Consider the following 25456-nt stretch of genomic DNA (forward strand, 5'->3'; position numbering starts at 1 on the left):
CAGCGCGCGGGCGGGACGGATGTGTCCCGCCCGCGCGCTCGTCTGTCTCGGGGTGTTACCGTGAGGTCATGGCCGAAGATTTTCTCGCGTCCGCCCTCACTGCCGAGGCCTCGTCGCGCGCCCCGCAAGATCCCGACTACCCGCTCTTTCACGTCGCACCCCCGGTGGGCCGACTGAACGACCCGAACGGCCTCATTGAGATCGATGGGACCTACCACGCCTTCTTCCAGTACACCCCCGAGCACCCGCGCCGCCTCGTCTACTGGGGACACGCCACCTCGACGGACCTGACCCGCTGGGACTACCACGCCCCTGCGATCCTGCCCGACACCCACCAGGACGCGAACGGCGCCTACTCGGGCACGGCCATCGAGGTCGGTGACCACGTCGAGCTGTGGTACACCGGCAACTACAAGGACCCCGACACGGGGGAGCGCGAGGCCACCCAGTGCGTCGTCACTACGACAGACCTGGTCCACTTCAACAAGCAGGTGCCTCCGATTATCGGCCGCCAGCCGGAGGGGTATACCGCCCACTTCCGCGACCCGCAGGTGTGGCGCGACGCGGACGGATCCTACCGGATGCTGCTCGGCGTCCAGCGCGAGAACCTCACGGGCGCGGCCCTGCTCTACCGCTCCACGGACCTGCGTGCGTGGGAGTGCGAGGGCGAGATGACCTTCCCCGACGCCGGTGGCGCCTTCGACGCGTTCGGCTACATGTGGGAGTGCCCCAACCTGGTGCGCCTCGTCGACGAGGATTCGGGTGAGGCCCACGACGTGTTGATTTTCTGCCCGCAGGGAATTTCGCCCGAGCGCGAGGGATTCGAGAATGTCTTCCCGTGCGTCGCCATCGTCGGCGAGCTCATGAGCACCGAGTTCCGGGGCGCGGACGGCTCCTTCGAAGAGCTCGACCGCGGCACCGAGTTCTATGCTCCCCAGATCATGGCGCGCTCCGCGTCCTCGGACCCGGGGGCACCGACCCTTCTGTTCGGCTGGGCGGGCAATGCGGGCGAGGACGACCAGCCATCGATCGAGACGGGCGGCTGGGTGCACTGCTTCACCGCCCCGCGCGCCCTCACCCTGCGCGGGGGTCGCGTCATCGCCCGACCGTTCCTTCCGGGCCTGCCCCTGGCGCCCGCCACACTCGAGGGTGCTCCCGGGGACGAGGCCGGGGCGCGCGTTGTGGAGCTCGCTGGCTCACGCTCGTGGAGGCTTGCCTTCGATGCTTCCTATGAGGAGGCCCTGTCCGTGCGCATCGGCGAGGAGTCTGGCCTGGCGATCACTCTTGAAGAGGGGCGTCTGACCGTCGACCTGACGGGCACGCGCTACCCCCACGGTGGCCGCCGCGTCGTCACCCTGGAGCCGGGGGAGACCAGCCGCGTCGAGATCCTCCACGACCGATCGATCACCGAGATCTACCTGGGCGACGGCTCGCGCGTCTTCACGACCCGCAGCTTCCTGAACGGCGACGGCTCCGGCGTGACCCTTACGGGCGCCGCTTCCGTGACGAACGTGAGCGCCGCGCGCGCCGACTAAACGACCCGCGCGCGAGGCCGTGGCTGCTCACAGTGGCCACGGCCTCGTCGTATGTGGGCGGTCTCTCATACTCTGACCTGAGACGATGGCCGACGCACCTTGCGTTGAGGACTCTGCCACCCGTAATATGTCAATCGATTGCTACACACCGCCCAGCGCGGCGTAACAATGGCGTTGCGCGTGGGGTTTTGAGAAAGGAATGTGGTCGGCAATGGATCACGCCAAGGTGGCAGGAGAGGTCGTCGAAGCAGTCGGCGGCGCATCCAACATCAGCGCAGCAGCACACTGCGCAACCCGTCTCCGCCTGGTGATCGCGGACGAGTCCAAGATCAACCAGCAGGCCCTCGATGACAACGAAGATCTGAAGGGTACATTCGCCGCCGGCGGCATGTTCCAGATCATCGTCGGTCCCGGCGATGTTGACCAGGTCTACGCCAAGATGGTCGCAAACCACGGCGTGCGCGAGGTCTCCAAGGATGAGGCCAAGGAAGAAGCCGAAAAGGGTGGCAACCTCTTCTCGCGCTTCATCAAGATGATTGCCGACATCTTCGTTCCGATCCTCCCGGCGCTGGTCGCCGGCGGTCTGATGATGGCCATCAACAACGTCATGACCGCTGAGGGCCTCTTCGGCGAGCAGTCGCTGACCCAGATGTACCCGGGCATCGCGGACTATGCGGCCCTCATCAACATGGTCTCCTCCGCGGCCTTCGCCTCGCTGCCGGTCCTCGTCGGCTTCTCCGCCGCCAAGCGTTTCGGCGGCAACGTCTACCTCGGCGCTGCGATCGGCGCCGCCATGGTGTCCTCCGACCTGCTCAACGCCTGGAATACGGGCGCGGCGCTCGCTGGTGAGGCACAGGTGAGCTACTGGCACATCTTCGGCATGGACGTTGCCAAGATCGGCTACCAGGCGCAGGTCATCCCGACCCTGGCCGTCACCTACGTCATGTGCCTCATCGAGAAGAGCCTGCACAAGGTCCTCAAGGGCACCGCGGACTTCCTCCTGACCCCGCTCATCACGATGCTGGTCACCGGCTTCCTGGCCTTCACGATCATCGGTCCCGTTACCCGCGTGGCCGCCGAGTACCTGACCTGGGGCATTAACTGGACCTACTCGACCCTCGGCGTCTTCGGTGGTCTTCTCTTCGGCCTCGTCTACAGCCCGATCGTTGTGACCGGCCTGCACCAGTCCTTCCCCGCCATCGAAATCCCGCTGCTGCCCGTCAACGGCGGCGTCGGCGACTTCATCTTCCCCGTCGCCTCCATGGCGAACGTCGCGCAGGGCGCGGCCGCCCTGGCCGTCTTCTTCAAGACCCGCGACGCCAAGCTCAAGGGCCTGGCCGGCGCCGGTGGCGCCTCCGCCGTCTTCGGCATCACCGAGCCCGCCATCTTCGGTGTCAACCTGCGCCTGCGCTGGCCCTTCTTCTGCGCCATGGCCGCTGCTGCCATCGGCTCCGCGGGCGTCGCCCTGCTGAACGTGCGCGGTCAGGCCCTCGGCGCCGCAGGCTTCGTCGGCTTCGTGTCGATCATCCCCAAGTCGATCCCCGCGTACCTGGCCCTCGAGGTCCTCGTCTTCGTTCTGTCCTTCGGCTTCACCTTCGCCTACGCCATGACGCGCGGCAAGGCCGACATGGAGGGTCGCGCGCCCGCCGCCAAGGCTGCTGCTCCCGTGGCCGCCGCCGTGGCCACCCCCGCCGCTCCGGCTCCCGCGGCCGCCCCGGCTGCCGCTCCGGCCCCGTCCTTCAGCGCCGAGGCGCTGGCTGACCTCTCGGTCGCCTCGCCTCTCGCGGGCACCGTGGTTCCGCTCGAGCGGGTCAAGGATGAGTCCTTCGCCAAGGGCATGCTCGGCCCCGGCATCGGTATCGAGCCCGCCGACGGCCTCGTCGTGGCCCCCTTCGATGGCACTGTGACCGTCGCCTTCCCGACGGGCCACGCCTACGGCCTCAAGTCCGCCTCCGGCGTCCAGGTTCTCATCCACGTCGGCATGGACACCGTCAAGCTGGACGGCAAGGGCTTCACGCCCCGCGTCGCCAAGGGTGATGTCGTGCGCCGCGGCGACGTCCTCGCCGAGGTTGACCTCGACGTGATCCGCGCGGCCGGCTACGAGACCATCACGCCCGTCGTCGTGACGAACAAGAAGAAGTTCGGCGCGGTGACCCCGGTCGCCAGCGGCGAGATCCAGCGCGGTGACGCGTTGCTCGACGTGGCACCCAAGGAAGCCTGAGCCTTCCGGGAATCACTCCTGACATAACGGGTGGGCGGCACCAGCAGTGCGCTGGTGTCGCCCACCCGTCTGTCGTGCCGGTGGTATCGGGCGCGACAATAACCCGGGGCGGCGGCGAGCGGTCATAGTCCCGCCGCTTGATGCATGCTCAGGCGTTGATCGAGCGCCCCTGGATCAGCGTGCCCGAGAACTCGACCGTCTGAGCGCGGGGAGCCCCGGCCTCGTCGGACGAAGAACGCGGAGCCTTGCCCTCGATCTGATCGAGGAGAATCGACACCGCAGCCCGGGCGATGTCCTCGATGGGCTGGCGGATCGTCGCCAAGTGGGGGAGGGCGCGGCGCATCGTCTCCGTGCCGTCAAAACCGATGATGGACAGGTCAGAGGGGACCGACAGGTTGCGCGTGCGCGCCCACTCGAGGACCTCAGCGGCCGCTAGATCGTCGGTCGCGAAAACCCCGTCGATGGGGGCGGCAGCGCGGGCCTCGTCCAGGGCGTCGCGCACCATCGCGAAACGCTGCGGCGTCGGCGTATCGAACGGCACGGTGACCACGCGAGGGGTCAGCCCTGCGCGCTCGATCTCGGCACGGTAGCCGGCCTCGCGCAGATTGCGCGGACCCGAACGGGAGGTAAGCAGCAGGGGATGGCGGCACCCGCCCTCGATGAGCGCGCGCGTCGCCATGGCGCCCGCCTCCTTGTTCGCGCAACGCACGTTCGGGATGGACGGGCTCAGCTCGCGGTCGATCGTCACCAGGGGCATGCGGATCGCGTCGTACTCGCCCAGGCCCTCGTTGTGGGCGCCCGAAATGATGCCGTCCACGCGATTGCCGACGAGCAGCGAGAGGTACTCGCGCTCACGGTCCGCCCGGCCCATGGAATTACAGATAAGGATGCGGTAGCCGGCGTCGGCGAGGGCGTTCTCGACCTCGACGGCGAGCTCGCCGAAGAAGGGGAGGGACACGGCGGGAACAATGAGGCCGACCGTCTGCGTGCGCTTGCCGTGCAGGGCACGAGCCAACGAGTTTGGGCGGTAGCCGAGCGTCTCGATCGCGTCGGCGACGTTCTTCTTCGTCTTCTCCGAGAGGTAGCCGCGGTTGTTGAGCACGCGCGACACGGTCGTCAGGCTTACTCCGGCCAGCTCGGCGACGTCGGCCAGCGTGGGTTCGCGTGAACTCATGCGCGCTCTCCTTTCCTTCCCTCGGTACTTCTCCATTGTAGTTGGTGGGGTGGGAGGCGGTCGATCGTCACATCGGCGAGGCCTGGGGTGGTTGGTGCGCGAGGGTGTCGTCATGGGGTGAACGGGTCGCGTCAAATCTATGGTTTTTCGGCATTTATAAGGGTGATGTATCCCATGTCACTGTCCGTGATATCGGGTTTTACCTGGGTATCTCAGCCCGATACCATGGGCCGTACGGGCACCTGTGTCTCACGATGGACATACCCGCATTTGAAAGGAACGACCATGATTTCCCGCACCGTTGCAATTGGTTCCTCCGTTGGCCTCCACGCACGTCCTGCTTCCGTCCTCGCCGAGGCCGTTGACGACTCCGGCGTCGAGGTCACCATCGCTTTCGATGGCGAGGAGGCCGACGCCGCGTCGCTCCTCGAAATCATGACCCTGGGCGCCAAGCACGGCGACGTCGTCACCCTGTCCACCGAGGATGATTCCGCGGGCGCGGTCCTCGACTCGCTCGTCGAGCTGCTCTCGCGCGACCTCGACCAGGAGTGAGCTGATGGCGACGCACGACGTCCTGCACGGCATCGGCGTCTCTGCCGGTACCGCTGCAGCTCCCGCCGCGATCGTCCAGCCCGCCCCCGGCGTCGACACGACGGAGCCGGGCAGCGTCGACGCTGCCGCCGACGGCGCGCGTGTCCGTGAGGCGCTCGCAGCCGTTTCCGCTCGTCTGAGCGACCGCGCTGCGAACGCGCCGGAGGAGACGAAGGCGATCCTCAAGGCCACCGCCCAGCTCGCGGGCGACCGTGGCCTGGCTAAGGCCGTTGATAAGAAGCTGAAGAAGGGCCTCGGTGTCACCCAGGCCGTCCATGACGCTGTCGAGGACTACGCGCAGATGCTGCGCAGCCTGGGCGGCTACATGGCCGAGCGCGCGACAGACCTGTATGACGTGCGCGACCGCGCGATCTGCGAGCTGCGCGGCCTGCCTGAACCCGGCGTGCCGGCGTTCGATGGCCCCGTCGTCCTCGTGGCGCGCGACCTGGCACCCGCCGAGACCGCGACCCTGAATCCGGAGACCGTCCTCGGCATCATTACCGAGGTCGGCGGCCCCACCTCGCACACGGCGATCCTGGCCGCCCAGCTGGGCATCCCGGCGATCGTCAAGGCCGAGGGCATTATGGCTGTCGAGGAAGGCACGATGCTGGCTCTCGACGGTGGCGTCGGCGAGGTCATCGTCGCCCCCACCGATAAGGAGGTGGACCTGCTCAAGGAGCGCTCGCGTCGCCGCGCGCTCGCCCTGGCAGGCTCGACCGGCAAGGGCGCGACCTACGACGGCTACCCCGTCAAGCTCCTGGCCAACATCGGCACGGTTGACGACGCGATGAAGGCCTCGAAGTTTGACCTCGAGGGCTCGGGCCTGTTCCGCACGGAGTTCCTGTTCCTGGAACGTTCGGAGGCCCCGACGCTGGAGGAGCAGACCGACACCTACACGAAGGTCCTGCAGGCCTTCGGTGACCGTCGCGTCGTCGTGCGTACCCTCGATGCGGGCGCCGACAAGCCGCTGAGCTTCGCGGATCTGGGTGCCGAGGAGAACCCCGCCCTGGGCGTGCGCGGCCTGCGCCTGTGCCAGGTGCGAGAGGACCTCATCGACACGCAGCTGCAGGCTCTGGCCGCCGCCCACAAGGCGACGGGCGCGGAGCTGTGGGTCATGGCTCCCATGGTGTCCACGGCTTCCGAAGCTAAGTGGTTTGCCGACAAGGCGCGCGGCTACGGCCTGCCCAAGGTCGGCATCATGATCGAGGTGCCCGCGGCCGCCCTGCGTGCCGAGCAGCTCCTGTCGATCGTGGACTTCGCCTCTATCGGCACGAACGACCTGACGCAGTACACGATGGCTGCCGACCGCCTGGACGGTAACCTGGCACCCCTCCTGGATCCGTGGCAGCCCGCGGTCCTCGAGATGATCCGCCACGCCTGCAACGGCGGTCGTGCGACGGGCAAGCCGATCGGCGTGTGTGGCGAGGCCGGCGGCGATCCGCTGCTGGCCCTGGTCCTCACGGGCCTGGGTGTCGCCTCCCTGTCGATGGCTCCGTCGAAGGTCAACGCCGTGCGCGCCGCCCTGCGCATGCACGACCTGGCGACCTGCCAGCAGATGGCCGCCTTCGCGGTGGATGCCCCCAGCGCGAAGGAAGGTCGTGAGAACGTCCTGAAGCTGGTGGCTCCGGCGATGCTGGATCTGCTCTGATTTGACGCTTCTGACAAGCGAACGGGGTGGGCCCGGGAACCAATCGGTTCCCGGGCCCACCCCGTTTGTGTGCGTGTTGTACGTCCGCGTCAGTCCCTGCGGATTGCGTCGGCCGGGTTGGGGGCGGTCGGTGTGCCCGCGCCCTGCTTCGGAGTCTTCTTGGAGCTTCCCGAGAAGAGAGCCGTGAGGATCAGGATGACGCCGAGGATCGCGATCGCGCTGATCCCAATGACCGGCAGATTGAGGTTCGTGATGTAGGCCTCGGTGATGAGGAACGCGCCCACCATGCACACCAGGAGAGCCCACACGAAAGAACCGACGCGCACGCCCCTGCGGGGGGCCTCGGGCAGCGGGTAGGTGGCACCGAGGCCACTTTGTGCGCTCCACGTTTGGGCACCCGGGGCAGGTGAAGCGCCCGTCCTTGCCTGAGCGCCGGTGGCGGCCCCGGCCTCGTGACCCCGAGGAGTCGACTCACCCGTGGAGGCCGGATCGAAGGCCGTGCGTCCGCTCGTGCCTACAGAGCCAGCGGGAGTGCCAGCCTGCGCCTGTGAACCCTGAGTGCCCGGTGCGCCCGCCTGGCTCTCAGCGCCAGCGTCTGCCCGAAAGGGATCGGCAGGCATCTGCGTTGTCGGGGCGTCGCGGAAGATCGCGAGCGGGTCCGAGGAGAGGTCCGGCGACGAGGTCGGCATCTCGACGGTCGCATCCTGGCCGATGGAGGGGGCGGGAGTCGTCGGCAGCGGCGTCGTCACGTCGAATTCGGGCAGCTGGGTGGTCTGATCGTCGTTCGAGGTAGTCATGGTCGTGGTCCTTCCTCAGTTACCCGACTGGGAGCCGGTGGGGGTAGGGGACGGGGTGGGCGTTGCGCTAGGGGTCGCGCTGGGCGTGGCAGCGGGGGTCGGCGTGGAACCCCAGGTGCCCGAGGCATCGGGGGACTGCACGATCGTCAGCGTGTCGATGTCCGCGTCGTCGGTGATGAGGATAGTGATACCGCCGAGCGAGGGCTTTCCCCAGGCGGGGGAGGAGACGGTGACGCCGGAGCACTTGTTCAAGGGCTCGGCCCAGCCGTTGCCGTCCATATTGGTAGTGAGGTCGTCGATGCTGGACTGGCAGATGATCTGCACGGGCTGGCCCTCGGCCATCTGAATGGTGAGTCGGCTCCAGGCCTGCCAGTCGACCGTGATCGTCTTGGTCGTACCGACGGGCGCGCCGGTCAGGTCGAGCGTGGTCGAGCTGGTGGGGTTGCCTCCGCTGACCTTGTCGACCGTCCAGTCGAGCGTCGTCTGGTTGCCGATGGCGCCCACGTGTGTGTTGATGAGGAAATCGGTGGGGTGAGAAGCCTGGGAGCCAACGAGGCCTGTGGGGAGTGCCATCACCATGCCGATGACCGACAGGACAGTGAGCCAGCCGGCGCTGCGATCGCGCAGGGCTGCAATCGCCAGGGACAGACCCACGATGATCAGGCACACGCCGCCGCCGACCGTGACGATGCGAGCGATTGTTTGCCCCTCGGTCTCACCGGTGATAAACGGGATGACGGGGCCCTTGTCGACCATGTAAATGCCGGCGAAAACGGCGGCCACCACCAGGATCAGCAGACCCGTGATCGCTAGGTTCACGCGACTGGAGACGGTGCGCGGGCGATGCGTCGGCATTGGGCGCGGGGTCCACTGACGAGGCCTGGGGGCGCTAGGCGGAGGCGTCCAGCCGGGGTGGGGCTGGGTGGGGCGAGCGGCGGCCGGGCGCGGCCCGGCATTCGCGCCCTGAGCGGCGGAGGTGGCGCCATCGGGGCGCGCGGCGTTCGCATTACCCGCGCTGTCTGCGGGGACGCCGTAGGCAGGGAAACCCTCGGGAGCCTGCGCGTTCTGCTGCTGCTGCGGCATGGTGCTGCCCGTGTCCTTAGCGCCCGGGGCGCTGTGCCCAAAAGGGTCGGATGCTCCCGCCGCCGACGCCTGCTGCTGGGGCGTGCCGTACTGCGGGTTGCCGTACTGGGGCGTGCCGTACTGCGGATTGCCGAATTGGGGGGTCGCGCGGTTCGCGCCGGCCTGGGGGCCGCCCGAAGCGGATCGGGTGACGCTGACGAGCACGACGATGACGGCTGTGATGCCAGCGGCGAGTGCCAGGAGCTGAAGCCACCCGAGCCCAAGGCCTCCGACGATACCCACCGCGGACAGCGACGAGGACAGGCCCGCAAGGATCATGAAGACGCCGCCGATCACTGCAATGTCGAAGCGGCCCTCCAGGGTCTCTTCCAAGTGGATGCGGCCGTCGGCGGCTTCGGGCAGGAGAAGCCACGCGAGTCCGTAAGCGATCGCCACGACGGGCATACAGAACGTGGCGACCACCATGAGGACGCGCACGAGCGACAGATCCCAGCCCTGGCGAGCAGCGATGCCCGAGCACACGCCTCCGATTGCTCGCTCCTGAGCGCGGTACCAGCCCGAGCCTCGGACCGCGTCAAAGAAGCTGTTGCGGGGCGGGCGCTGCTGGTACTGGGCACCGGGGTCTGTTGTACCGTTCGGCCAACTCATCATGCACTTCCTCTCGATGGGATCCACACGGCGTGGATCGATACCACTACTCAACCAAAGAGACGGGGTGTCCCGATAGTAGGGGACCCCCTGAACGGCCCCTGATTGTGGTGGGGGTACCCCGGGGGTAGCCCCCGTGGCATGCCACAATGGGAACGTGAGCAGACCCGTGAACTCCCCCCACCCGGGGTGGACTCCACCCATTCCGGCGCCTCCCGCCAGGCCACCGCTCGTGCGCGCAACCGCCGCGAGCCCGGACATGCCGGCCCCCTGGATGGCAGGCGTGTGTGCCGGATTGGCCGTGCACCTGGGAGTGTCGGTCGCTCTCGTGCGCATCATCATGATCTGCATGACCTTTGTGGGTCTCGGCTTCGGCGTTTACCTGTGGCTGTGGGTGACGGTCCCCGAAGATTCCCCGGAGCGAAGCGGTGAGGGCACGCTCAGCCCCGGCCTCGTCCGACTGCGCGAGGAACGCGCCGCCCAGGTGTCGCGCAACCGCTTGATCGTCGTCGGCGTGGCCCTGATCGTCGGCGCGATCATCGGCACGATCCTGAACGCGACGAACACGCTGGACTGGCGGGACATGGGGTCGATCATCACGATCGTTTCCGGTATCTCGCTCGTGTGGAGCCAGAGTCGAAACGTGAGTTCCTGGCGGTCGCTGCGCTTCATCGGGGCCGTCTTCGGCGGTATCGTGCTGCTCAGCCTCGGCGTCGTCATGGTGGCCTCGCGCGACAACCCGCCGATCATTCTGCTGCGCGGCGGCCTCATCGGGGCGGCCCTGGTCGCGGGCGTGCTCTTCGCTCTCGTCCCCATGTGGCTGCGCACGACGAAGGACCTGTCCCAGGCCCAGGCGCAGCGCGTGCGCGAATCCGAGCGCGCCGACATCGCCGCCCACCTGCACGACTCCGTGCTCCAGGCCCTCACTCTTATCCGCGCATCCGCCGAGGACCCGGCCCGCGTGCGCGCCATCGCCCTCACTGAGGAGCGCGAGCTGCGCGCCTGGCTCTACACGGGCCACGCGCAGGCCGCCGACTCCCTCGAGGCCGCCGTCACCGAGGCGGTCGTGGGCGTCGAGAGCCGCTACGGCGTGCCCATCAGCGTGGTCGTCGTCGGCGACATGCGCCCGGGCCCCGGTGAACTCGCGCTCGTCGCGGCCCTCGCCGAGGCCTGCCAAAACGCCGTGCGCCACGGCGCCCCGCCCGTCTCCGTCTACGTCGAAGTGCGCCCCCAGGCCGTGGAGGCCTTCATCAAAGACAGCGGCGAGGGCTTCGATCCCGCCTCGATCGCGGCCGACCGCCACGGCGTGCGCGACTCCATCGTCGGGCGCATGCGCAGGACCGGGGGAAACGCCACGATCAGGCGTCTCGCCCGCGGAACCGAAGTTGCTCTGAGCGTGCCGCGCTCCGATATCCTGGAAGAAACAGCGCCCAACGGGAGGACACAGTGACCATCCGCATCCTCGTCATCGACGACCACCCCATGGTTCGGGCAGGCGTGCGCGCCGAGCTCGAAAACTCCGGGGCAGACCTGGAGGTCGTCGGCGACGCCTCCGACGTCGAGGGCGCCATCGCGGCCTGCCGCGCGCTCACCCCGGACGTGGCCCTCCTCGACGTGCACCTGCCCGGCGGAAACGGCGGAGGTGGGGCCGAAGTGGCCAGCACGTGCCGCGACATCGAGGGTCTGCACTTCCTGGCGCTGTCCGTCTCGGACGCCGCCGAGGACGTCGTCCAGGTCATCCGCGCGGGCGCCCGCGGATACGTCACCAAGTCGATCTCCACCCCCGACCTCGTCGAGGCCATCGGTCGCGTTGCCGCCGGGGATGCCGCCTTCAGCCCGCGCCTGGCTGGCTTCGTGCTCGATGCCTTCGGGACCGGCGAGGTGTCCACGACCGACACCGAGCTGGACCTGCTGTCCGCGCGCGAGCAGGAGGTCATGCGCCTCATCGCCCGCGGCTACACGTACAAGGAAGTCGCCCACGACCTGTTCATCTCCATCAAGACCGTCGAAACCCACGTGAGTTCGGTCCTGCGCAAGCTGCAGCTCTCCAACCGTAACGAGCTGACGCGCTGGGCGATGCAGCGACACATCGTGTGAGGTCGGACCCCTTTCGCGCGCCCCATCCGGAGCGAGCGGCCCATGCGTGCCTACAATGGAATCCCGAGAGCGTGACAGCGCCTGACCGCCCCGCACGGACGGCCCCTTTATTTCCGCGACCTCGGAGGATGCATGCACCGCATCGGTTTTGATAGTGATCAGTACATCGAGATGCAGTCTCGACACATTGCCCAGCGACGAAGCGAATTCGGCGGGAAGCTGTATTTGGAGTTCGGCGGCAAGCTGATCGACGACATGCACGCGTCGCGTGTTCTGCCCGGTTTTACGCCCGACAACAAGGTGCGTATGCTGCGCGAACTGGCCGACGAAGTCGAGATCATCGTCGCCGTTAATGCCAAGGATTTCGCGCGCCGCAAGGTCCGCGCAGACATGGGAACCACCTATGACGACGAGGTTCTGCGCCAGATCGACGAGTTCCGTGAGCGCGGCCTGTACGTCGGTTCCGTCGTCATCACCCAGTGGACGGACGACAACAAGGCAGCCGCCGAGGTGAAGGAACGCTTCGAGAAGCTCGGCATCCGCGTCTACCGCCACTTCCCGATCCCCGGCTACCCCTCGGACGTCGAGCGCATCGTCTCGGACGAGGGCTATGGTGCCAACGAGTACGTGGAGACCAGCCGCAACCTCGTCGTTGTGACGGCTCCCGGACCGGGCTCCGGCAAGATGGCGACCTGCCTGTCGCAGCTGTATCACGACCACAAGCGCGGGATCGAGTCGGGGTACGCGAAGTGGGAGACCTTCCCGATCTGGAACATTCCGCTGGATCACCCGGTCAACATCGCCTACGAGGCGGCCACCGCCGACCTCGACGACGTCAACATGATCGATCCCTTCCACCTGGAGGCCTACGGGATCAAGACCGTCAACTACAACCGCGACGTTGAAATCTTCCCGGTCCTGAACCGCCTCTTCGAGAAGATCCTCGGATCCTCCCCGTACAAGAGCCCCACGGACATGGGCGTCAACATGGCGGGCCACTGCATCGTCGACGACGAGGCCTGCAGGGAAGCCTCGCGCCAGGAGATCATTCGCCGCTACTACAAGGCCCTCGTGACTGAGAAGAAGGAGATGAGCGAGCCCGTGCAGTCGGCGCGCATCTCTCTGCTGATGAGCCGCGTGGGCGTGGGCCGCATGGACCGCCCGGTCGTGCGTCCGGCCCTCGAGCTGGCCGAAGCCACGGGCGAGCCGGCCGCCGCGATCGAGCTGCCCGACGGCCAGATCGTCACGGGCAAGACGTCGGCGCTGCTGGGCTGCTCCTCGGCGATGCTCCTCAACGCCCTCAAGAAGCTCGCCGGCCTGCCGGACGAGGTCCAGCTCCTCGCCCCGCAGTCCATCGAGCCGATCCAGCGCCTCAAGACCCGCGACCTGGGCTCGCGCAACCCGCGCCTGCACACCGACGAGGTCCTCATCGCGCTCGCGGTCAGCGCCAACGGCGACGACAACGCGCGCCGCGCCCTGGACAAGCTGAGCGCGCTGCGCGACTGCGACGTACACGAGTCGGTCATCCTGGGCCCCGTTGACGAGGGCATCTTCCGCTCCCTCGGCATTCAGGTGACGACCGAGCCGGTGTACGCGACGAAGTCGCTGTACCGCAAGAAGTAATCGCTTCGACGAGGCCGGGGTTTCCACCGCGTATCAGCGCGGGGAGGCCCCGGCCTCGTTGTGTGCCGCCTTTCGTGGTTGGCACCACCCGGGGCGGGGGTCGCAGGTGAGGGTGGGGCGGTTTACCCTTGGAGGCGATGAGTGACTCGACTTCTTTGCCTGACCTTGGTTTCCTGATCGGCCCCGACGGGGGGTTCCAGGACGACTACGTGCCGCCGGAGGTGCCCGCCTTTGACGTGGAGGACGCCTTGGGTTCCGACGGGTGGCCGGAGATCGCCGTGCCGGGTGGAGCATCGGGTGCGCCGTCGGCGTGGGAGCCTCCCGCGTCCTCGGGTGGTTTTTCGTCCGGCTGGGAGCGTCCCGCGCGCCCGGGCGTGGACCCTGAGTCGCTGACGCGCGGCCTCAACGATCGTCAGCGCGAGGCCGTCACTCACGCGGGTTCGCCGCTGCTGATCCTGGCTGGCGCAGGCTCCGGTAAGACGCGCGTGCTCACGCACCGCATCGCCTACCTGCTGGCCACGGGCCGCGCGCGGGCGGGGGAGATTCTGGCGATTACATTCACGAACAAGGCGGCGGCCGAGATGCGCGAGCGCGCGGGCGCGCTCGTGGGTGACGACGCGCGTCGCATGTGGGTGTCGACCTTCCACTCGGCGTGCGTGCGCCTGCTGCGCTACGAACACGAGGCGGCGGGCCTGTCCTCATCCTTCACGATCTACGACGCCCAGGATTCCCAGCGCCTCATCCAGATGGTCCTCAAGGCCATGGATGTGGACATCAAGCGCTTCACCCCAAAGATGGTGGCGGCGCGCATTTCGGACGCGAAGAACGAGCTGATCGGCCCGGCGCGCTACGCGGAGACGGCGGGCAAGGACCCGATCTCGCGCATCGTCGCGGACGCCTACGTCGAGTACGACAAGCGCATGCGCGCCTCGAATGCGCTGGACTTTGACGATCTCATCATGCGCACGGTCGACCTGCTGCGCGAGAACCCGCTGATTGCTGAGCACTACCACCGGCGCTTCCGCCACATCCTCGTGGACGAGTACCAGGACACGAACCATGCGCAGTACGTCCTCGTGCGTGCTCTCGTGGGGGACGGCAAGGACGGCGTGGAGCCCGCCGAGCTGACGGTCGTGGGTGACTCCGACCAGTCGATTTACGCGTTCCGTGGCGCCACGATCCGCAACATCGAGGAGTTCGAGCGCGACTTCACGGGCGCGCGCACGATCCTACTCGAGCAGAACTACCGCTCCACGCAGAACATCCTGTCGGCTGCGAACGCGGTCATCGCCCGCAACACGGGGCGCCGCGCGAAGAACCTGTGGACGGCCTCGGGCGACGGCGCGCTCATCACCCTGGATGCCGCCGATTCCGAGCACGACGAGGCCCGCTTCGTCGTCGGCGAGATCGACCGCCTCGCGGACTCCGGCGTCGAATGGGGCGACATCGCGGTCTTCTACCGCACGAATGCGCAGTCCCGCGCGCTGGAGGAACTCCTCGTGCGCCAGGGCATCCCGTACCGCGTCGTCGGCGGTACCCGCTTCTACGAGCGCCGCGAAATCAAGGACGCCTTGGCGTACCTGCAGGTCATCTCCAACCCTGACGACACTGTCGCGGCCCGCCGCGTCCTCAACGTCCCCAAGCGCGGCATCGGCGCGAAGGCCGAAGAAGCGATCGCCGCGCACGCCGCCCACTACGGCATCTCCTTCGGTGCGGCGCTGCGCCACCTGTGGCTGCGCGCCGGCTGCCCCGCGGGTGAGGGCGAGGGGATTGACGTCGACGCGCTCGCGCGTTCCGCGTCCCCGGACGAGGCCTCGGCTGATTCTTCGGCTCCCGTTTCCTCGGATGAAGCGGCGGGGGAGAACCCCGCTGCTCGCGATGGTGCGGATGAGAGCGCGGCTGCGGGGCAGAGCGCTGCGGCCCCGGCCGCGTCCCCCGTCGAGAGTGCTCCTGAGACGGCTCCCGAGGTCCTTGGGATCACCCCGCGCGCCGCGAAGTCGGCGGCCGCCTTCTGGGGGCTCATCGAGACGCTGCGCGCCGCGGAGGCGCGGGGTGCATCGCAGGCCGACATCCTCGAAGAGGTCCTCGACCGCACAGGCTACCTGGCTGAACTGCGCCGCAGCGAGGATCCGCAGGACGCCTCGCGCGTGGAAAACCTGGCGGAACTGCACTCGGTTGCGGGTGCCTTCGCGGCCGACGCTCCGGGCGGGACCCTCGCGGACTTCCTCGAGCGCGTCGCCCTCGTCGCGGACTCCGACCAGGTTCCCGCGGAGGGTGAGCGCGGCGGGCAGGTCACCCTCATGACTGTGCACACCGCGAAGGGCCTCGAATTCCCGGTCGTGTTCGTCACCGGCATGGAGGACGGCACCTTCCCGCACCAGCGCAGCCTCGGCGACGAGAGCGAGCTGGAGGAGGAACGCCGACTGGCGTACGTGGCCATCACGCGTGCGCGCGAACGCCTGTACCTGACGCGCGCGGCCGTGCGCAGCGCCTGGGGGACTCCGCAGGAGATGCCGCCCTCGCGGTTCCTCGACGACATCCCCGCCGAGCTCCTCGACGTGCGCCGTGCGGCCACGTCGGGGGAGCGCATGCGCGCGTCCTACGGCGGTTCCTACGGGTCCGGATCGTACGGCTCGGGTTCCTACGGGCGCTCCCGTCGCTCCGAGGGACGCGACCCGTGGGGCGACACCGACACGGGTGCCTTCGGCTCCGGCCGTGGCGGTGCATCCGCCCAGCCCGCGGGCGTGCGCAAAGTGACGCGCATGGGGGTGACTCCCGCTGCTAAGCCCGCCGAGGATAAGCCGGTGCTCTCCCTCAAGGTCGGCGACCGCATCAAGCACGCGACCCTGGGCGCCGGCACCGTCACCGGCATCGAAGGCGAGGGGCCGCGCACCGTGGCCCGCATCCGCTTCGGCCTGGGCGAGAAGCGCCTGCTCGTGCGCATGGCTCCGATGGAGAAGATTTCGTAGCGTTTTCCGGCTGTGGCCGGGCCGCTGCGTTGTGGGGCCGGGCTGCTTGATGCGTCCGTGGGCGGCGGCCCGCCCGCGAGCCGCCCGCGCCGCGAGCTTCGCTCGGCGCGTCGTCTCGAAGCCCGCCCGTGCCCTCCGGACCCTCCGGCGCCCTCCACACCAGCGGGGGCTGGGCTGCTGATGTGTGGCTCTACGCGTCGTCTCGAAGCCCGGCCAGGCCCCGCCACCGCCCACGGGCGCCGCAGCCAGGCCCTGTAGGCCAGCTGGGCCGGTTGTCTGAAACCGTCATCGCCTTTGCGGGCGCCGGCCGAGCCTCAACTGAAACCGCCATCGCCTTTGCGGGTGCGAAATGGGTGTTTTTGGTGCATTTTTCGGGTGCAGAGGCGATGCCGGTTTCAAGGCTCCCCTGTTGGGGGCGAGCAGTGGTGATGGTGGTTTCAATGGTTGCTGTTCAGGGGCGCGCAGTGGTGTTGTTGGTTTCAACGTCGCCACGTTGTCGCGCCTCGTGCGTGAAAAAGTTCGCCCTGCACGCTCACATTGGCCCAAAATGGGCGTTTTCTGGCGTGCTGGGCGAACTTTTTCGCGGAAATGTCGCTGAAGGGGGCGCGCTGGGCGAGTTTTTCGCGGACCGGCAGGCGTGGTATCCCACAGGGCGAGTTTGTTGTAATGCGGTCCTGGCCGCCGGCCCTCCTACTGGCAGTGTTAACCCTTCGATGCGCAGCTACACCCACCGAGTGGAAGCTGGACGCGGCCGCCCCACAACCCCAGCAAGCCACCCCCGCAACGCAAAGCGTTGATAAAGGGAAGTGGCTCTCCGGTCAAGGCCGTGACAAGCCTTGATAATGGGAGGAAATGGCGCGTTGACGCCGGTCGCACGTTAGAATTATTGCGCTGACCACACCACGTTCAACGGAGGGAATAAGGTGGATCTCTACGAGTACCAGGCCCGGCAGATGTTCAAGGAGCACGGCGTGCCCGTGCTCGACTACCGCCTGGCGTCAACCCCCGAAGAGGCGCGCGAGGGTGCGCGCGAGCTCCTGGCGGACGGTGCGTCGCTGCTGGTCGTCAAGGCGCAGGTGAAGACCGGCGGCCGCGGCAAGGCCGGCGGCGTCAAGCTTGCCCACACCGCCGACGAAGCCTACGAGAAGGCCGAGGCGATCCTCGGCCTCGACATCAAGGGCCACATTGTCAAGAAGGTCATGATCGCGTCCGGCGCGGACATTGCCGCCGAATACTACTTCTCGATCCTGCTGGACCGCTCGAACCGCCGCCACCTGGCGATGTGCTCGCGCGAAGGCGGCATGGACATTGAGACCCTCGCGAAGGAGCGCCCCGAGGCTCTCGCGCGCGTTCCCCTCGATCCCACCGTCGGCATCGACGCCGAGGTTGCCCGCCACATCGCGAAGGAAGCCGGGTTCGACGAGGCCACGGCCGAGGCCATCGCCCCCGTCCTCGAAACCTTGTGGACCGTCTACCGCGACGAGGACGCGACCCTGGTCGAGGTCAACCCGCTGGTCTCCAGCCCCGACGGCTCCGTGTGGGCCGTGGACGGCAAGGTCACCCTCGACGACAACGCGCGCTTCCGTCACCCCGGCCATGCCGAGCTGGTGGACGTGGCCGCGCAGGATCCGCGCGAGGCCGCCGCGAAGGCAGCCGGACTCAACTACGTGCGCCTGGAGGGCCAGGTCGGCATCATCGGTAACGGCGCGGGCCTGGTCATGTCGACGCTCGACGTGGTCGCGATGGCCGGCGAGGAGTTCGGCGGCATGAAGCCCGCGAACTTCCTCGACATCGGCGGCGGCGCCTCGGCCGAGGTCATGGCGAAGGGCCTGGACATCATCCTCGGCGACGAGCAGGTTCGTTCCGTGTTCGTCAACGTCTTCGGCGGCATCACCGCATGCGACCAGGTCGCCCGAGGCATCATCGGCGCGCTCGAGACGCTGGGCGACGCGGCCTCGAAGCCGCTTGTCGTGCGCCTCGACGGTAATAAGGTCGAGGAGGGTCGCGCGATTCTCGCCGAGGCTGCGCACCCGCTCGTCCACATGGAAGAAACGATGGACGGCGCGGCCCGGCGTGCAGCTGAGCTCGCAGCCCAGGCCTCGTCGAAGTAACGACCCGAGAATCGCAGGAGAACACCATGACTATCTTCGTCAACTCTGACACCCGGGTCATCGTCCAGGGCATGACCGGCGCCGAGGGTCGCAAGCACACCCAGCGCATGCTGAGCGCGGGCACGGCCATCGTGGGCGGCACGAACCCGCGCAAGGCTGGCACGACCGTCACCTTCGACGTGCAGGGCTACGGCCCGGGCGCCGACAAGGTGACCGACGGCCAGGTCGAGGTCCCCGTCTTCGGCACGGTCGCCGAGGCCCGCGAGGCCACCGGCGCGAACGCCTCCGTCATCTTCGTGCCCCCGGCCTTCGCGAAGAGTGCTGCCCTCGAGGCCATCGACGCGGGCATTGAGACGATCGTCCTCATCACCGAGGGCATTCCCGTCCAGGATTCCACGATCGTCGTCGAGCGTGCGCTCGCGGCGGGCGTGCGCTTGATCGGCCCGAACTGCCCCGGCATCATCTCGCCCGGGCAGGCGAACCTGGGTATCACCCCGGCGGACATTACGGGACCGGGACGCCTCGGCCTCGTCTCGAAGTCGGGCACGCTGACCTACCAGCTCATGTACGAGCTGCGCGACTTCGGCTTCACGACGTGCCTGGGTATCGGCGGCGACCCGGTCGTGGGCACCACCCACATCGACGCGCTGGCGGCTTTTGAGGCGGACCCCGACACGGACCTCGTCATCATGATCGGTGAGATCGGCGGTGACGCCGAGGAGCGCGCGGCCGCCTGGATCCAGGAGAACATGACGAAGCCCGTCGTCGCCTACATTGCGGGCTTCACGGCCCCCGAGGGCAAGACCATGGGCCACGCGGGTGCGATCGTGTCGGGCTCGTCCGGCACGGCTGCCGCGAAGGCGGAGGCGCTCGAGGCCGTGGGCGTGCGCGTGGGGCGCACTCCCTCGCAGACGGCGCAGATCGCGCGCGAGATCCTTTCGCGCTAACGTCACAGCACAAATCGGCCCGGGGTCGGCGCGCAGCGTCGCGGCCTCGGGCCGATTCTGACACTATGGGCCTGTGAGCGAGCGCATCAGAGAAGTACCCAGCCCCCGACGAACCACGACCACGTACGTGGCGGATCGCGCGACGATCCGTGTGGCTGTCCCGCGGGGCTGGGCGCGCGGTGTGCTTGCGGGAGTCGAGGCGGCCTTCGCGGGCTGGGGTCTGATCACGGTGTTCACGATGATCGCCTACCTGACGCTGCGCTCGAACTCGTGGATGAATGACACGACGCCGCGCGATGCGCTCGGCTTGGGCGGTGACCTGTGGGCCGCCGTCATTGGCGGCACGTCGGTCGTGGGTGACGTGCACTATCGTGCGATCCCGACGCTGATGGGCGCTCTGCTGATCGTGTTGGTGCGGATTCTGCTGCGCACGACGGCGGGTTATCCGCGCAGTGCCGCGCTGTTCGCTGTGCCTGGCTTCCTGCTGACTTCGTGGCTCCTGGCTGGGGCTTCGGGTATTCACTCGCATTGGTGGACGGGCACGATCGGCGGCGTGTTGATCCCGTTGATCGGCTCGGTGTGGTTCGTTGCCTCGGGCTATTCGCGCGACCATGAGGCCCCGTCGATGCAGCACTGGATTTCGGGCGGCCTGAAGCTGGGTGGCCTGTCCGTGGTGGTTCTCGCGGCAGCGTCGTTCGTTGCCTCGGTCATTGCGCTCGTCGCGGGGTGGAGCCGCATGGTGGGCATTCAGGAGCTCCTGGGCGCGTCGTCGGCCGCGGACACGTCGTTCATCGTCGGCGGGCAGGCGCTGTTTGCGCCGACGATCATGGCGTGGGTGGCCTCCTGGTGGTCGGGCGCGGGCTTCTTGACGGCGACGGATTCGTTGCATTCGCCGGCGGTTGCCGGCGCCGGACCGATCCCGCCGATTCCGCTGTTGGGTGCCGTCCCGCAGACCGCTCCCGGCATGTGGGTGATCCTCGCGCCGATCGCGCTGGGCATCGGCCTCGGTGTCGTCGCGGCTCGTTCGTTCCGTCGTGAGCACCTGCTGCACCAGACCGCTCAGGGGGTCCTGGCCTCGTTGATTACCGCGTCGGTGACGGCCCTGTGGATGTGGAGCGCGACGATGAGCATGGGCTCCGTGCGCCTGGCGTCGATGGGCCCGCGCGTGGGGTGGGCGACGCTCGCCCTCGTGCTCGAGATCGCCCTGCCCGCGCTGATCATCGCCCTGGCGACCCACCCGACGACGCGCGCCCTCCTCGGCGAGGGTGCCGGTCGCGTGCGTAACGAGGGTGAGGCCCTGCGCCGCCGCGCCGCCGAGCGTGCGTCCCGCGTGGGAGCCACTGCCTCGACGATGGACGAGGCATGGGCTGAGGCTTCCGATCCCGCTGAGGCGGGCGACACGGAAGCAAGCGCCGACGAGGCCGGGGCTGAGGATCTCGAAGCGGTGGCCGACGGGGGAGAAGCGGACGAGATGCCCGAGGAGACGAGCGAAACCGCCGCCGATGACGCTGCGGACAGCGAAGCGGTCGAGGCCGAAGGTGACGCGGAAGACCCCGAGACGAAGGCGACGCGGCGCGAGGGCCTGAACTAGACTGGGAGTCGCCGCGACTGGCGAGGGTGGATTACCACCGGGGAGCGGCCGCATTTCCCGCGAGGCGTCGCCCGCCTGGGCGCCTGGGTTTGGTCTCAACCTGGAGGAACTATGTCCGTCTCCCTGGACAACCTGGAACCCGTCGACGTGCGCCCCATCAAGCGGGCCCTGATCTCTGTGTATGACAAGACGGGCTTGGAGGACCTTGCTCGCGCCCTTGGCGAGGCCGGCGTGGAGATCGTCTCCACCGGCTCCACGGCTGCCCGCATCGCGGCCGCTGGCGTGGCCGTGACCCCGGTCGACGACGTGACCGGTTTCCCCGAGGTGCTCGAGGGGCGCGTGAAGACCCTGCACCCCTTCATCCATTCCGGCATCCTGGCCGATCAGCGTAAGGCTGCGCACCGCGAGCAGATCGCGCAGCTGGGCATCAAGGCCTTCGACCTGGTCGTGTGCAACCTGTACCCGTTCCAGGACACGGTCGCCTCGGGCGCGTCCTTCGATGAGTGCGTTGAGCAGATCGATATTGGTGGTCCTTCCATGGTGCGCGCCGCCGCGAAGAACCATCCGTCGGTTGCGGTCGTGACTTCCCCGGAGCGTTACGCGGATGTGGCCGAGGCCGTGGCGGGGGAGGGCTTCACCCTCGAGCAGCGCCGCGTCCTGGCCGCCGAGGCCTTCGCCCACACGGCGACCTACGACCTGGCGATCGCCGGCTGGCTGGCCGACGAGCTGGATCTTGAGGACGTGCGCGAGACCCTTGACGATGCCGCCGAGACCCACCTGGACGCCTCCGACGCGGCGTTCTTGGAGTCCCTGGGCTACCAGGCCGAGGAAGACTACGTGGTGGAGGCCCCCGAGGAGGAGGGGCAGGCCTCGGGCATGCCCGTGTTCGTCGCCGACGCGTTCGAGCGTGTGGAGTCGCTGCGCTACGGCGAGAACCCGCACCAGGGTGCGGCCGTCTACCGTGAGATCGATGAGTCCTTCGAGGACGAGGAGGCCGACGACGAGGCCTTGGCCCCGGGCATCGCGAATGCGCGCCAGCTGCATGGCAAGGCCATGAGCTACAACAACTACACGGATGGCGACGCCGCCCTGCGCGCCGCCTACGATCACGAGCGCCCCTGCGTCGCGATCATCAAGCACGCGAACCCCTGCGGCATCGCGGTGGCTGACGATGTGGCCGAGGCGCACCGCCTCGCGCACGCCTGCGACCCCGTGTCGGCGTTCGGCGGCGTGATCGCCGTGAACCGCCCGGTGAGCGTGGAGCTGGCCCGCCAGATCGTCCCGATCTTCACCGAGGTCGTGCTGGCACCCGATTACGAGGAGGGCGCGCTCGAGGTGCTGAGCACGAAGAAGAACCTGCGCGTCCTGCAGGTTGAGCCCCCGGCTCGCGGCTCGTACGAGTTCAAGCAGATCAGCGGCGGACTGCTGGTCCAGGAGCGCGACGATATTGACGCGCCCGGCGATTCCCCGGAGAACTGGACGCTCGCGGCCGGCGCTCCCGCCGACGAGGCGACGCTGGCGGATCTGGAGTTCGCGTGGCGCACGGTGCGCGCGGTGCGCTCGAACGCGATCCTGCTGGTTAAGGATGGCGCCTCGGTGGGTGTGGGCATGGGCCAGGTGAACCGCGTGGACTCCTGCAAGCTGGCGGTTGAGCGTGCGAACACGCTGGGCTCGCGCTCGACGGGTGATGCGGCGGCGTCCAACGTGGACAGTGCGGGCGGCGCTCGCGCGTCCGAGGTTGTGGCCGAGGCTCCCGAGCAGCGTTCCATCGGCGCGGTTGCGGCGTCGGATGCGTTCTTCCCCTTCGCGGATGGCCTGCAGGTGCTCATTGATGCGGGCGTGAAGGCTGTCGTTCAGCCCGGTGGTTCCGTGCGTGACCAGGAGTCGATCGACGCGGCGAACGCTGCGGGCATCACGATGTACCTGACGGGGACGCGCCACTTCGCGCACTGATCATTCCTGTTCATGGGCTCCAGGGGGCGAGCGCCGGTGTGGCGCTCGCCCCCTGAGATCTGTGCCCGTGTGCTTGACAGGGGAGTGGCGGACAGCATATTGTTCAATTGTTGAATGAAAGGCTGTTAGCCCTGTTGAAAGGTGTCGTATGACCACCCTGACCGCTTCCCCCGTCGCCGCGCGTGAGAACCGTGTTCTCGCCGACCGCCTCGGTGGCACGATCGCCCGCGAGATCGCCCTGGTGGCGGCTGGCACGATCGCCATGATCGTCCTCGCCCGCATCTCGATCCCGCTGCCCTTCACGCCCGTGCCCGTCTCGCTCGGCACGCTGGGTGCCCTCTCGGTCGGCACGGCCCTCGGCGCGCGCCGAGGCCTCGTCTCCGTCGCTTCGTATGCCCTTCTCGGTATTGTGGGTGTCCCGGTCTTCACCGGCACGAACGTCGGCTGGGCCTTCGCGTCCTTCGGCTACATCCTCGGCTACCTCCTCGTCGCTGCGATTGCTGGCCTGGCGGCCCAGCGCGGCGCCGACCGTCGCATTGTTACCATGGCGCCGACCGCCGTCGTGTCCCTGTTCTCCGTGTACATCCTGGGCCTGGCCTGGATGATCCCCTTCGCGCACATGACCCTCGAGCAGGGTCTGATGAAGGGCTTCGTGCCCTTCATCATCGGCGACCTGGTGAAGGCCGCCGTGGCCACCGGTGCCTTCCCGGTGCTGCGCTCTATCTTCCGCTGAGCCGCGCGCTCCAGCGCAACGCGAGTCGGCCTCGTCCCCATGAGGGGCGGGGCCGTCGCCGTATCCGGCGTGCGCAGTGGTGACATGCGTAATGGAGCGCGACGGGGCGGGGCGCGCGCGGGTACCATTGGCAGGGTGAACGCTTCTGACATGCATCCCGTCCTCGTCGTCGACTTCGGCGCGCAGTATGCCCAGCTGATCGCACGCCGCGTGCGTGAGGCTAACGTCTACTCCGAGATCGTCCCCCACACCATGAGCGTGGCGGACATGCTCGCCAAGGAGCCCGCCGCCATCATCCTGTCCGGCGGCCCGTCCTCCGTCTACGAGGAGGGTGCGCCCTCCGTCGATCCCGCTATCTTCGAGGCCGGTGTGCCCGTGCTGGGCATCTGCTACGGCTTCCAGACGATGGCCCACGCCCTCGGCGGCACCGTCGGTCGCACGGGCACCCGCGAGTATGGGCACACCGAGGCCACCGTGGCTGGTGACTCCTGCCTGTTCGGCGGCACCCCCGACGACCAGATCGTGTGGATGAGCCACGGTGACGCCGTCCAGGGCGCGCCCGAGGGCTTCACCGTCACCGCCTCCACCACCGAGACCCCCGTCGCGGCCTTCGAGTCGCGCGAGCGTCGCCTCTACGGCCTGCAGTGGCACCCCGAGGTGGGCCACTCCCAGTTCGGCCAGGACGCGCTGAAGAACTTCCTCTACGAGGGTGCCGGCCTGGAACCCACGTGGACCGCCGGTTCCATCGTGGACGAGCAGGTCGAGAAGATCCGCGAGCAGGTCGGCGACGCGCAGGTCATCTGCGCCCTGTCCGGCGGCGTGGACTCCTCCGTGGCCGCGGCCCTCGTGCACAAGGCTGTCGGCGACCAGCTCACCTGCTTCTTCATCGATCACGGCCTGCTGCGCGCGGGCGAGCGTGAGCAGGTTGAGAACGATTACGCGCGCGGTATGGGTATCCGCGTCATCACGTGCGACGAGTCCGAGCGCTTCCTGTCCGCCCTGGCCGGCGTCACCGAGCCCGAGGCGAAGCGTAAGATCATCGGCCGTGAGTTCATCCGCTCCTTCGAGGCCGCCCAGAAGCAGGTCATCGAAGAGGTTGGTGCCGCCGGCGGCGAGGTGAAGTTCCTCGTCCAGGGCACCCTGTACCCCGACGTCGTCGAGTCCGGCGGCGGCGAGGGCGCGGCCAACATCAAGAGCCATCACAACGTGGGTGGCCTGCCCGAGGATATGACCTTCGAGCTGGTCGAGCCCCTGCGTACCCTCTTCAAGGACGAGGTGCGCGCGGTTGGCCGCGAGCTGGGCCTGCCCGACTACCTGGTGAACCGTCAGCCCTTCCCGGGCCCCGGCCTCGGCATTCGCATCATCGGCGAGGTCACGCGCGAGCGCCTGGACATCCTGCGCGCCGCCGACCTGATCGCCCGCGAGGAACTCACGGCGGCCGGCCTGGATCAGGAGATCTGGCAGTGCCCGGTCGTCCTGCTCGCCGACGTTCGTTCCGTGGGCGTCCAGGGCGATGGCCGCACCTACGGCCACCCGATCGTGCTGCGCCCCGTGTCCTCCGAGGACGCGATGACGGCCGACTGGACGCGCCTGCCCTACGACGTCCTGGCCCGCATCTCCACGCGCATCACCAACTCGGTGCCCGAGGTCAACCGCGTCGTCCTCGACGTGACCTCCAAGCCCCCGGCCACCATCGAGTGGGAGTGACGCTCATACCGATCTGAGCTCGCAGACT

Annotated in this window: 17 protein-coding genes and 1 riboswitch; of the genes, 14 read left to right on the forward strand and 3 right to left on the reverse strand. The window is 68.2% G+C overall.

Annotated features, from left to right (window positions below):
- Nucleotides 1-68: 68 nt before the first annotated feature.
- Together FBF35_RS02355 and FBF35_RS02360 are read left to right on the forward strand one after the other, a co-directional pair.
- Nucleotides 69-1535 carry a glycoside hydrolase family 32 protein gene (locus tag FBF35_RS02355; RefSeq protein WP_060566450.1) on the forward strand — a complete coding sequence of 489 codons (1467 nt, stop codon included), beginning with the start codon at nucleotides 69-71 and terminating at the stop codon, nucleotides 1533-1535.
- Between the two features lie 211 nt (nucleotides 1536-1746).
- On the forward strand, nucleotides 1747-3756 hold the full coding sequence (locus FBF35_RS02360; RefSeq protein WP_060566451.1) for a sucrose-specific PTS transporter subunit IIBC: 2010 nt from the start codon (nucleotides 1747-1749) through the stop codon (nucleotides 3754-3756).
- A 148-nt stretch (nucleotides 3757-3904) separates the two neighbouring features.
- Here the strand turns inward: FBF35_RS02360 and FBF35_RS02365 are convergent, their stop codons facing one another.
- Nucleotides 3905-4930 carry a LacI family DNA-binding transcriptional regulator gene (locus FBF35_RS02365; protein ID WP_060566452.1) on the reverse strand — a complete coding sequence of 342 codons (1026 nt, stop codon included), beginning with the start codon at nucleotides 4928-4930 and terminating at the stop codon, nucleotides 3905-3907.
- 285 nt (nucleotides 4931-5215) lie between these two features.
- Here FBF35_RS02365 and FBF35_RS02370 point away from each other — a divergent pair, with 285 nt between their 5' ends.
- The gene (locus FBF35_RS02370; protein ID WP_003793915.1) at nucleotides 5216-5482 is read left to right on the forward strand and encodes an HPr family phosphocarrier protein; all 267 of its coding nucleotides are present in this window, start codon (nucleotides 5216-5218) and stop codon (nucleotides 5480-5482) included.
- Between the two features lie 4 nt (nucleotides 5483-5486).
- Entirely contained in the window at nucleotides 5487-7169 is a 1683-nt protein-coding gene (gene ptsP, locus FBF35_RS02375; RefSeq protein WP_060566453.1) for a phosphoenolpyruvate--protein phosphotransferase, read from the forward strand.
- 89 nt (nucleotides 7170-7258) lie between these two features.
- Here the strand turns inward: ptsP and FBF35_RS02380 are convergent, their stop codons facing one another.
- Together FBF35_RS02380 and FBF35_RS02385 are read right to left on the reverse strand one after the other, a co-directional pair.
- Nucleotides 7259-7966 (reverse strand): hypothetical protein, encoded by a 708-nt coding sequence (locus FBF35_RS02380; RefSeq protein WP_060566454.1) that lies wholly within the window; start codon nucleotides 7964-7966, stop codon nucleotides 7259-7261.
- A gap of 15 nt (nucleotides 7967-7981) precedes the next feature.
- Nucleotides 7982-9697: a PspC domain-containing protein gene (locus FBF35_RS02385; protein WP_241772549.1), complete on the reverse strand. Its 1716-nt coding sequence runs from the start codon at nucleotides 9695-9697 to the stop codon at nucleotides 7982-7984.
- A 259-nt stretch (nucleotides 9698-9956) separates the two neighbouring features.
- Between FBF35_RS02385 and FBF35_RS02390 the strand changes: the two genes are divergently transcribed.
- From FBF35_RS02390 to guaA, 10 genes are all read left to right on the forward strand, one after another.
- On the forward strand, nucleotides 9957-11147 hold the full coding sequence (locus FBF35_RS02390; protein WP_060566456.1) for an ATP-binding protein: 1191 nt from the start codon (nucleotides 9957-9959) through the stop codon (nucleotides 11145-11147).
- Nucleotides 11144-11794, forward strand: coding sequence for a LuxR C-terminal-related transcriptional regulator (locus FBF35_RS02395; protein ID WP_034465697.1), 651 nt, complete (start codon nucleotides 11144-11146; stop codon nucleotides 11792-11794). Before FBF35_RS02390 ends, FBF35_RS02395 begins: the two co-directional genes overlap by 4 nt.
- A 132-nt stretch (nucleotides 11795-11926) precedes the next feature.
- Nucleotides 11927-13417, forward strand: coding sequence for a DUF1846 domain-containing protein (locus FBF35_RS02400; RefSeq protein WP_060566457.1), 1491 nt, complete (start codon nucleotides 11927-11929; stop codon nucleotides 13415-13417).
- 137 nt (nucleotides 13418-13554) lie between these two features.
- On the forward strand, nucleotides 13555-16386 hold the full coding sequence (locus tag FBF35_RS02405) for a UvrD-helicase domain-containing protein (RefSeq protein ID WP_060566458.1): 2832 nt from the start codon (nucleotides 13555-13557) through the stop codon (nucleotides 16384-16386).
- A 923-nt stretch (nucleotides 16387-17309) separates the two neighbouring features.
- Nucleotides 17310-18497 (forward strand): ADP-forming succinate--CoA ligase subunit beta, encoded by a 1188-nt coding sequence (gene sucC, locus FBF35_RS02415; RefSeq protein WP_060566459.1) that lies wholly within the window; start codon nucleotides 17310-17312, stop codon nucleotides 18495-18497.
- A 26-nt stretch (nucleotides 18498-18523) separates the two neighbouring features.
- A complete protein-coding gene (gene sucD, locus FBF35_RS02420) occupies nucleotides 18524-19444 on the forward strand; it encodes a succinate--CoA ligase subunit alpha (protein ID WP_060566460.1) in 921 nt (306 codons plus the stop codon).
- A 73-nt stretch (nucleotides 19445-19517) separates the two neighbouring features.
- On the forward strand, nucleotides 19518-21035 hold the full coding sequence (locus FBF35_RS02425; protein ID WP_241772550.1) for a DUF6350 family protein: 1518 nt from the start codon (nucleotides 19518-19520) through the stop codon (nucleotides 21033-21035).
- Nucleotides 21036-21038: 3 nt separating this feature from the next.
- Nucleotides 21039-21123, forward strand: a riboswitch (ZMP/ZTP riboswitch).
- A 23-nt stretch (nucleotides 21124-21146) separates the two neighbouring features.
- Nucleotides 21147-22988 (forward strand): bifunctional phosphoribosylaminoimidazolecarboxamide formyltransferase/IMP cyclohydrolase, encoded by a 1842-nt coding sequence (gene purH, locus FBF35_RS02430; RefSeq protein ID WP_060566462.1) that lies wholly within the window; start codon nucleotides 21147-21149, stop codon nucleotides 22986-22988.
- A 148-nt stretch (nucleotides 22989-23136) separates the two neighbouring features.
- Nucleotides 23137-23721 carry a biotin transporter BioY gene (locus tag FBF35_RS02435; RefSeq protein ID WP_060566463.1) on the forward strand — a complete coding sequence of 195 codons (585 nt, stop codon included), beginning with the start codon at nucleotides 23137-23139 and terminating at the stop codon, nucleotides 23719-23721.
- 150 nt (nucleotides 23722-23871) lie between these two features.
- The gene (gene guaA, locus FBF35_RS02440) at nucleotides 23872-25428 is read left to right on the forward strand and encodes a glutamine-hydrolyzing GMP synthase (protein WP_060566464.1); all 1557 of its coding nucleotides are present in this window, start codon (nucleotides 23872-23874) and stop codon (nucleotides 25426-25428) included.
- The last annotated feature ends 28 nt before the right edge of the window (nucleotides 25429-25456 follow it).

The organism is Schaalia odontolytica (genome assembly GCF_005696695.1).
In the GTDB taxonomy this organism is placed as follows: domain Bacteria; phylum Actinomycetota; class Actinomycetes; order Actinomycetales; family Actinomycetaceae; genus Pauljensenia; species Pauljensenia odontolytica_C.

Bases quoted from the DNA above. Each gene is read 5' to 3' on its own strand.
- FBF35_RS02385 (WP_241772549.1), bottom strand. From the start codon at position 9,697: ATGAGTTGGCCGAACGGTACAACAGACCCCGGTGCCCAGTACCAGCAG.
- FBF35_RS02435 (WP_060566463.1), top strand. From the start codon at position 23,137: ATGACCACCCTGACCGCTTCCCCCGTCGCCGCGCGTGAGAACCGTGTT.
- FBF35_RS02400 (WP_060566457.1), top strand. From the start codon at position 11,927: ATGCACCGCATCGGTTTTGATAGTGATCAGTACATCGAGATGCAGTCT.
- FBF35_RS02365 (WP_060566452.1), bottom strand. From the start codon at position 4,930: ATGAGTTCACGCGAACCCACGCTGGCCGACGTCGCCGAGCTGGCCGGA.
- sucD (WP_060566460.1), top strand. From the start codon at position 18,524: ATGACTATCTTCGTCAACTCTGACACCCGGGTCATCGTCCAGGGCATG.
- purH (WP_060566462.1), top strand. From the start codon at position 21,147: ATGTCCGTCTCCCTGGACAACCTGGAACCCGTCGACGTGCGCCCCATC.
- FBF35_RS02380 (WP_060566454.1), bottom strand. From the start codon at position 7,966: ATGACTACCTCGAACGACGATCAGACCACCCAGCTGCCCGAATTCGAC.
- FBF35_RS02390 (WP_060566456.1), top strand. From the start codon at position 9,957: ATGCCGGCCCCCTGGATGGCAGGCGTGTGTGCCGGATTGGCCGTGCAC.
- FBF35_RS02370 (WP_003793915.1), top strand. From the start codon at position 5,216: ATGATTTCCCGCACCGTTGCAATTGGTTCCTCCGTTGGCCTCCACGCA.
- guaA (WP_060566464.1), top strand. From the start codon at position 23,872: ATGCATCCCGTCCTCGTCGTCGACTTCGGCGCGCAGTATGCCCAGCTG.
- FBF35_RS02360 (WP_060566451.1), top strand. From the start codon at position 1,747: ATGGATCACGCCAAGGTGGCAGGAGAGGTCGTCGAAGCAGTCGGCGGC.
- FBF35_RS02355 (WP_060566450.1), top strand. From the start codon at position 69: ATGGCCGAAGATTTTCTCGCGTCCGCCCTCACTGCCGAGGCCTCGTCG.
- FBF35_RS02405 (WP_060566458.1), top strand. From the start codon at position 13,555: ATGAGTGACTCGACTTCTTTGCCTGACCTTGGTTTCCTGATCGGCCCC.
- ptsP (WP_060566453.1), top strand. From the start codon at position 5,487: ATGGCGACGCACGACGTCCTGCACGGCATCGGCGTCTCTGCCGGTACC.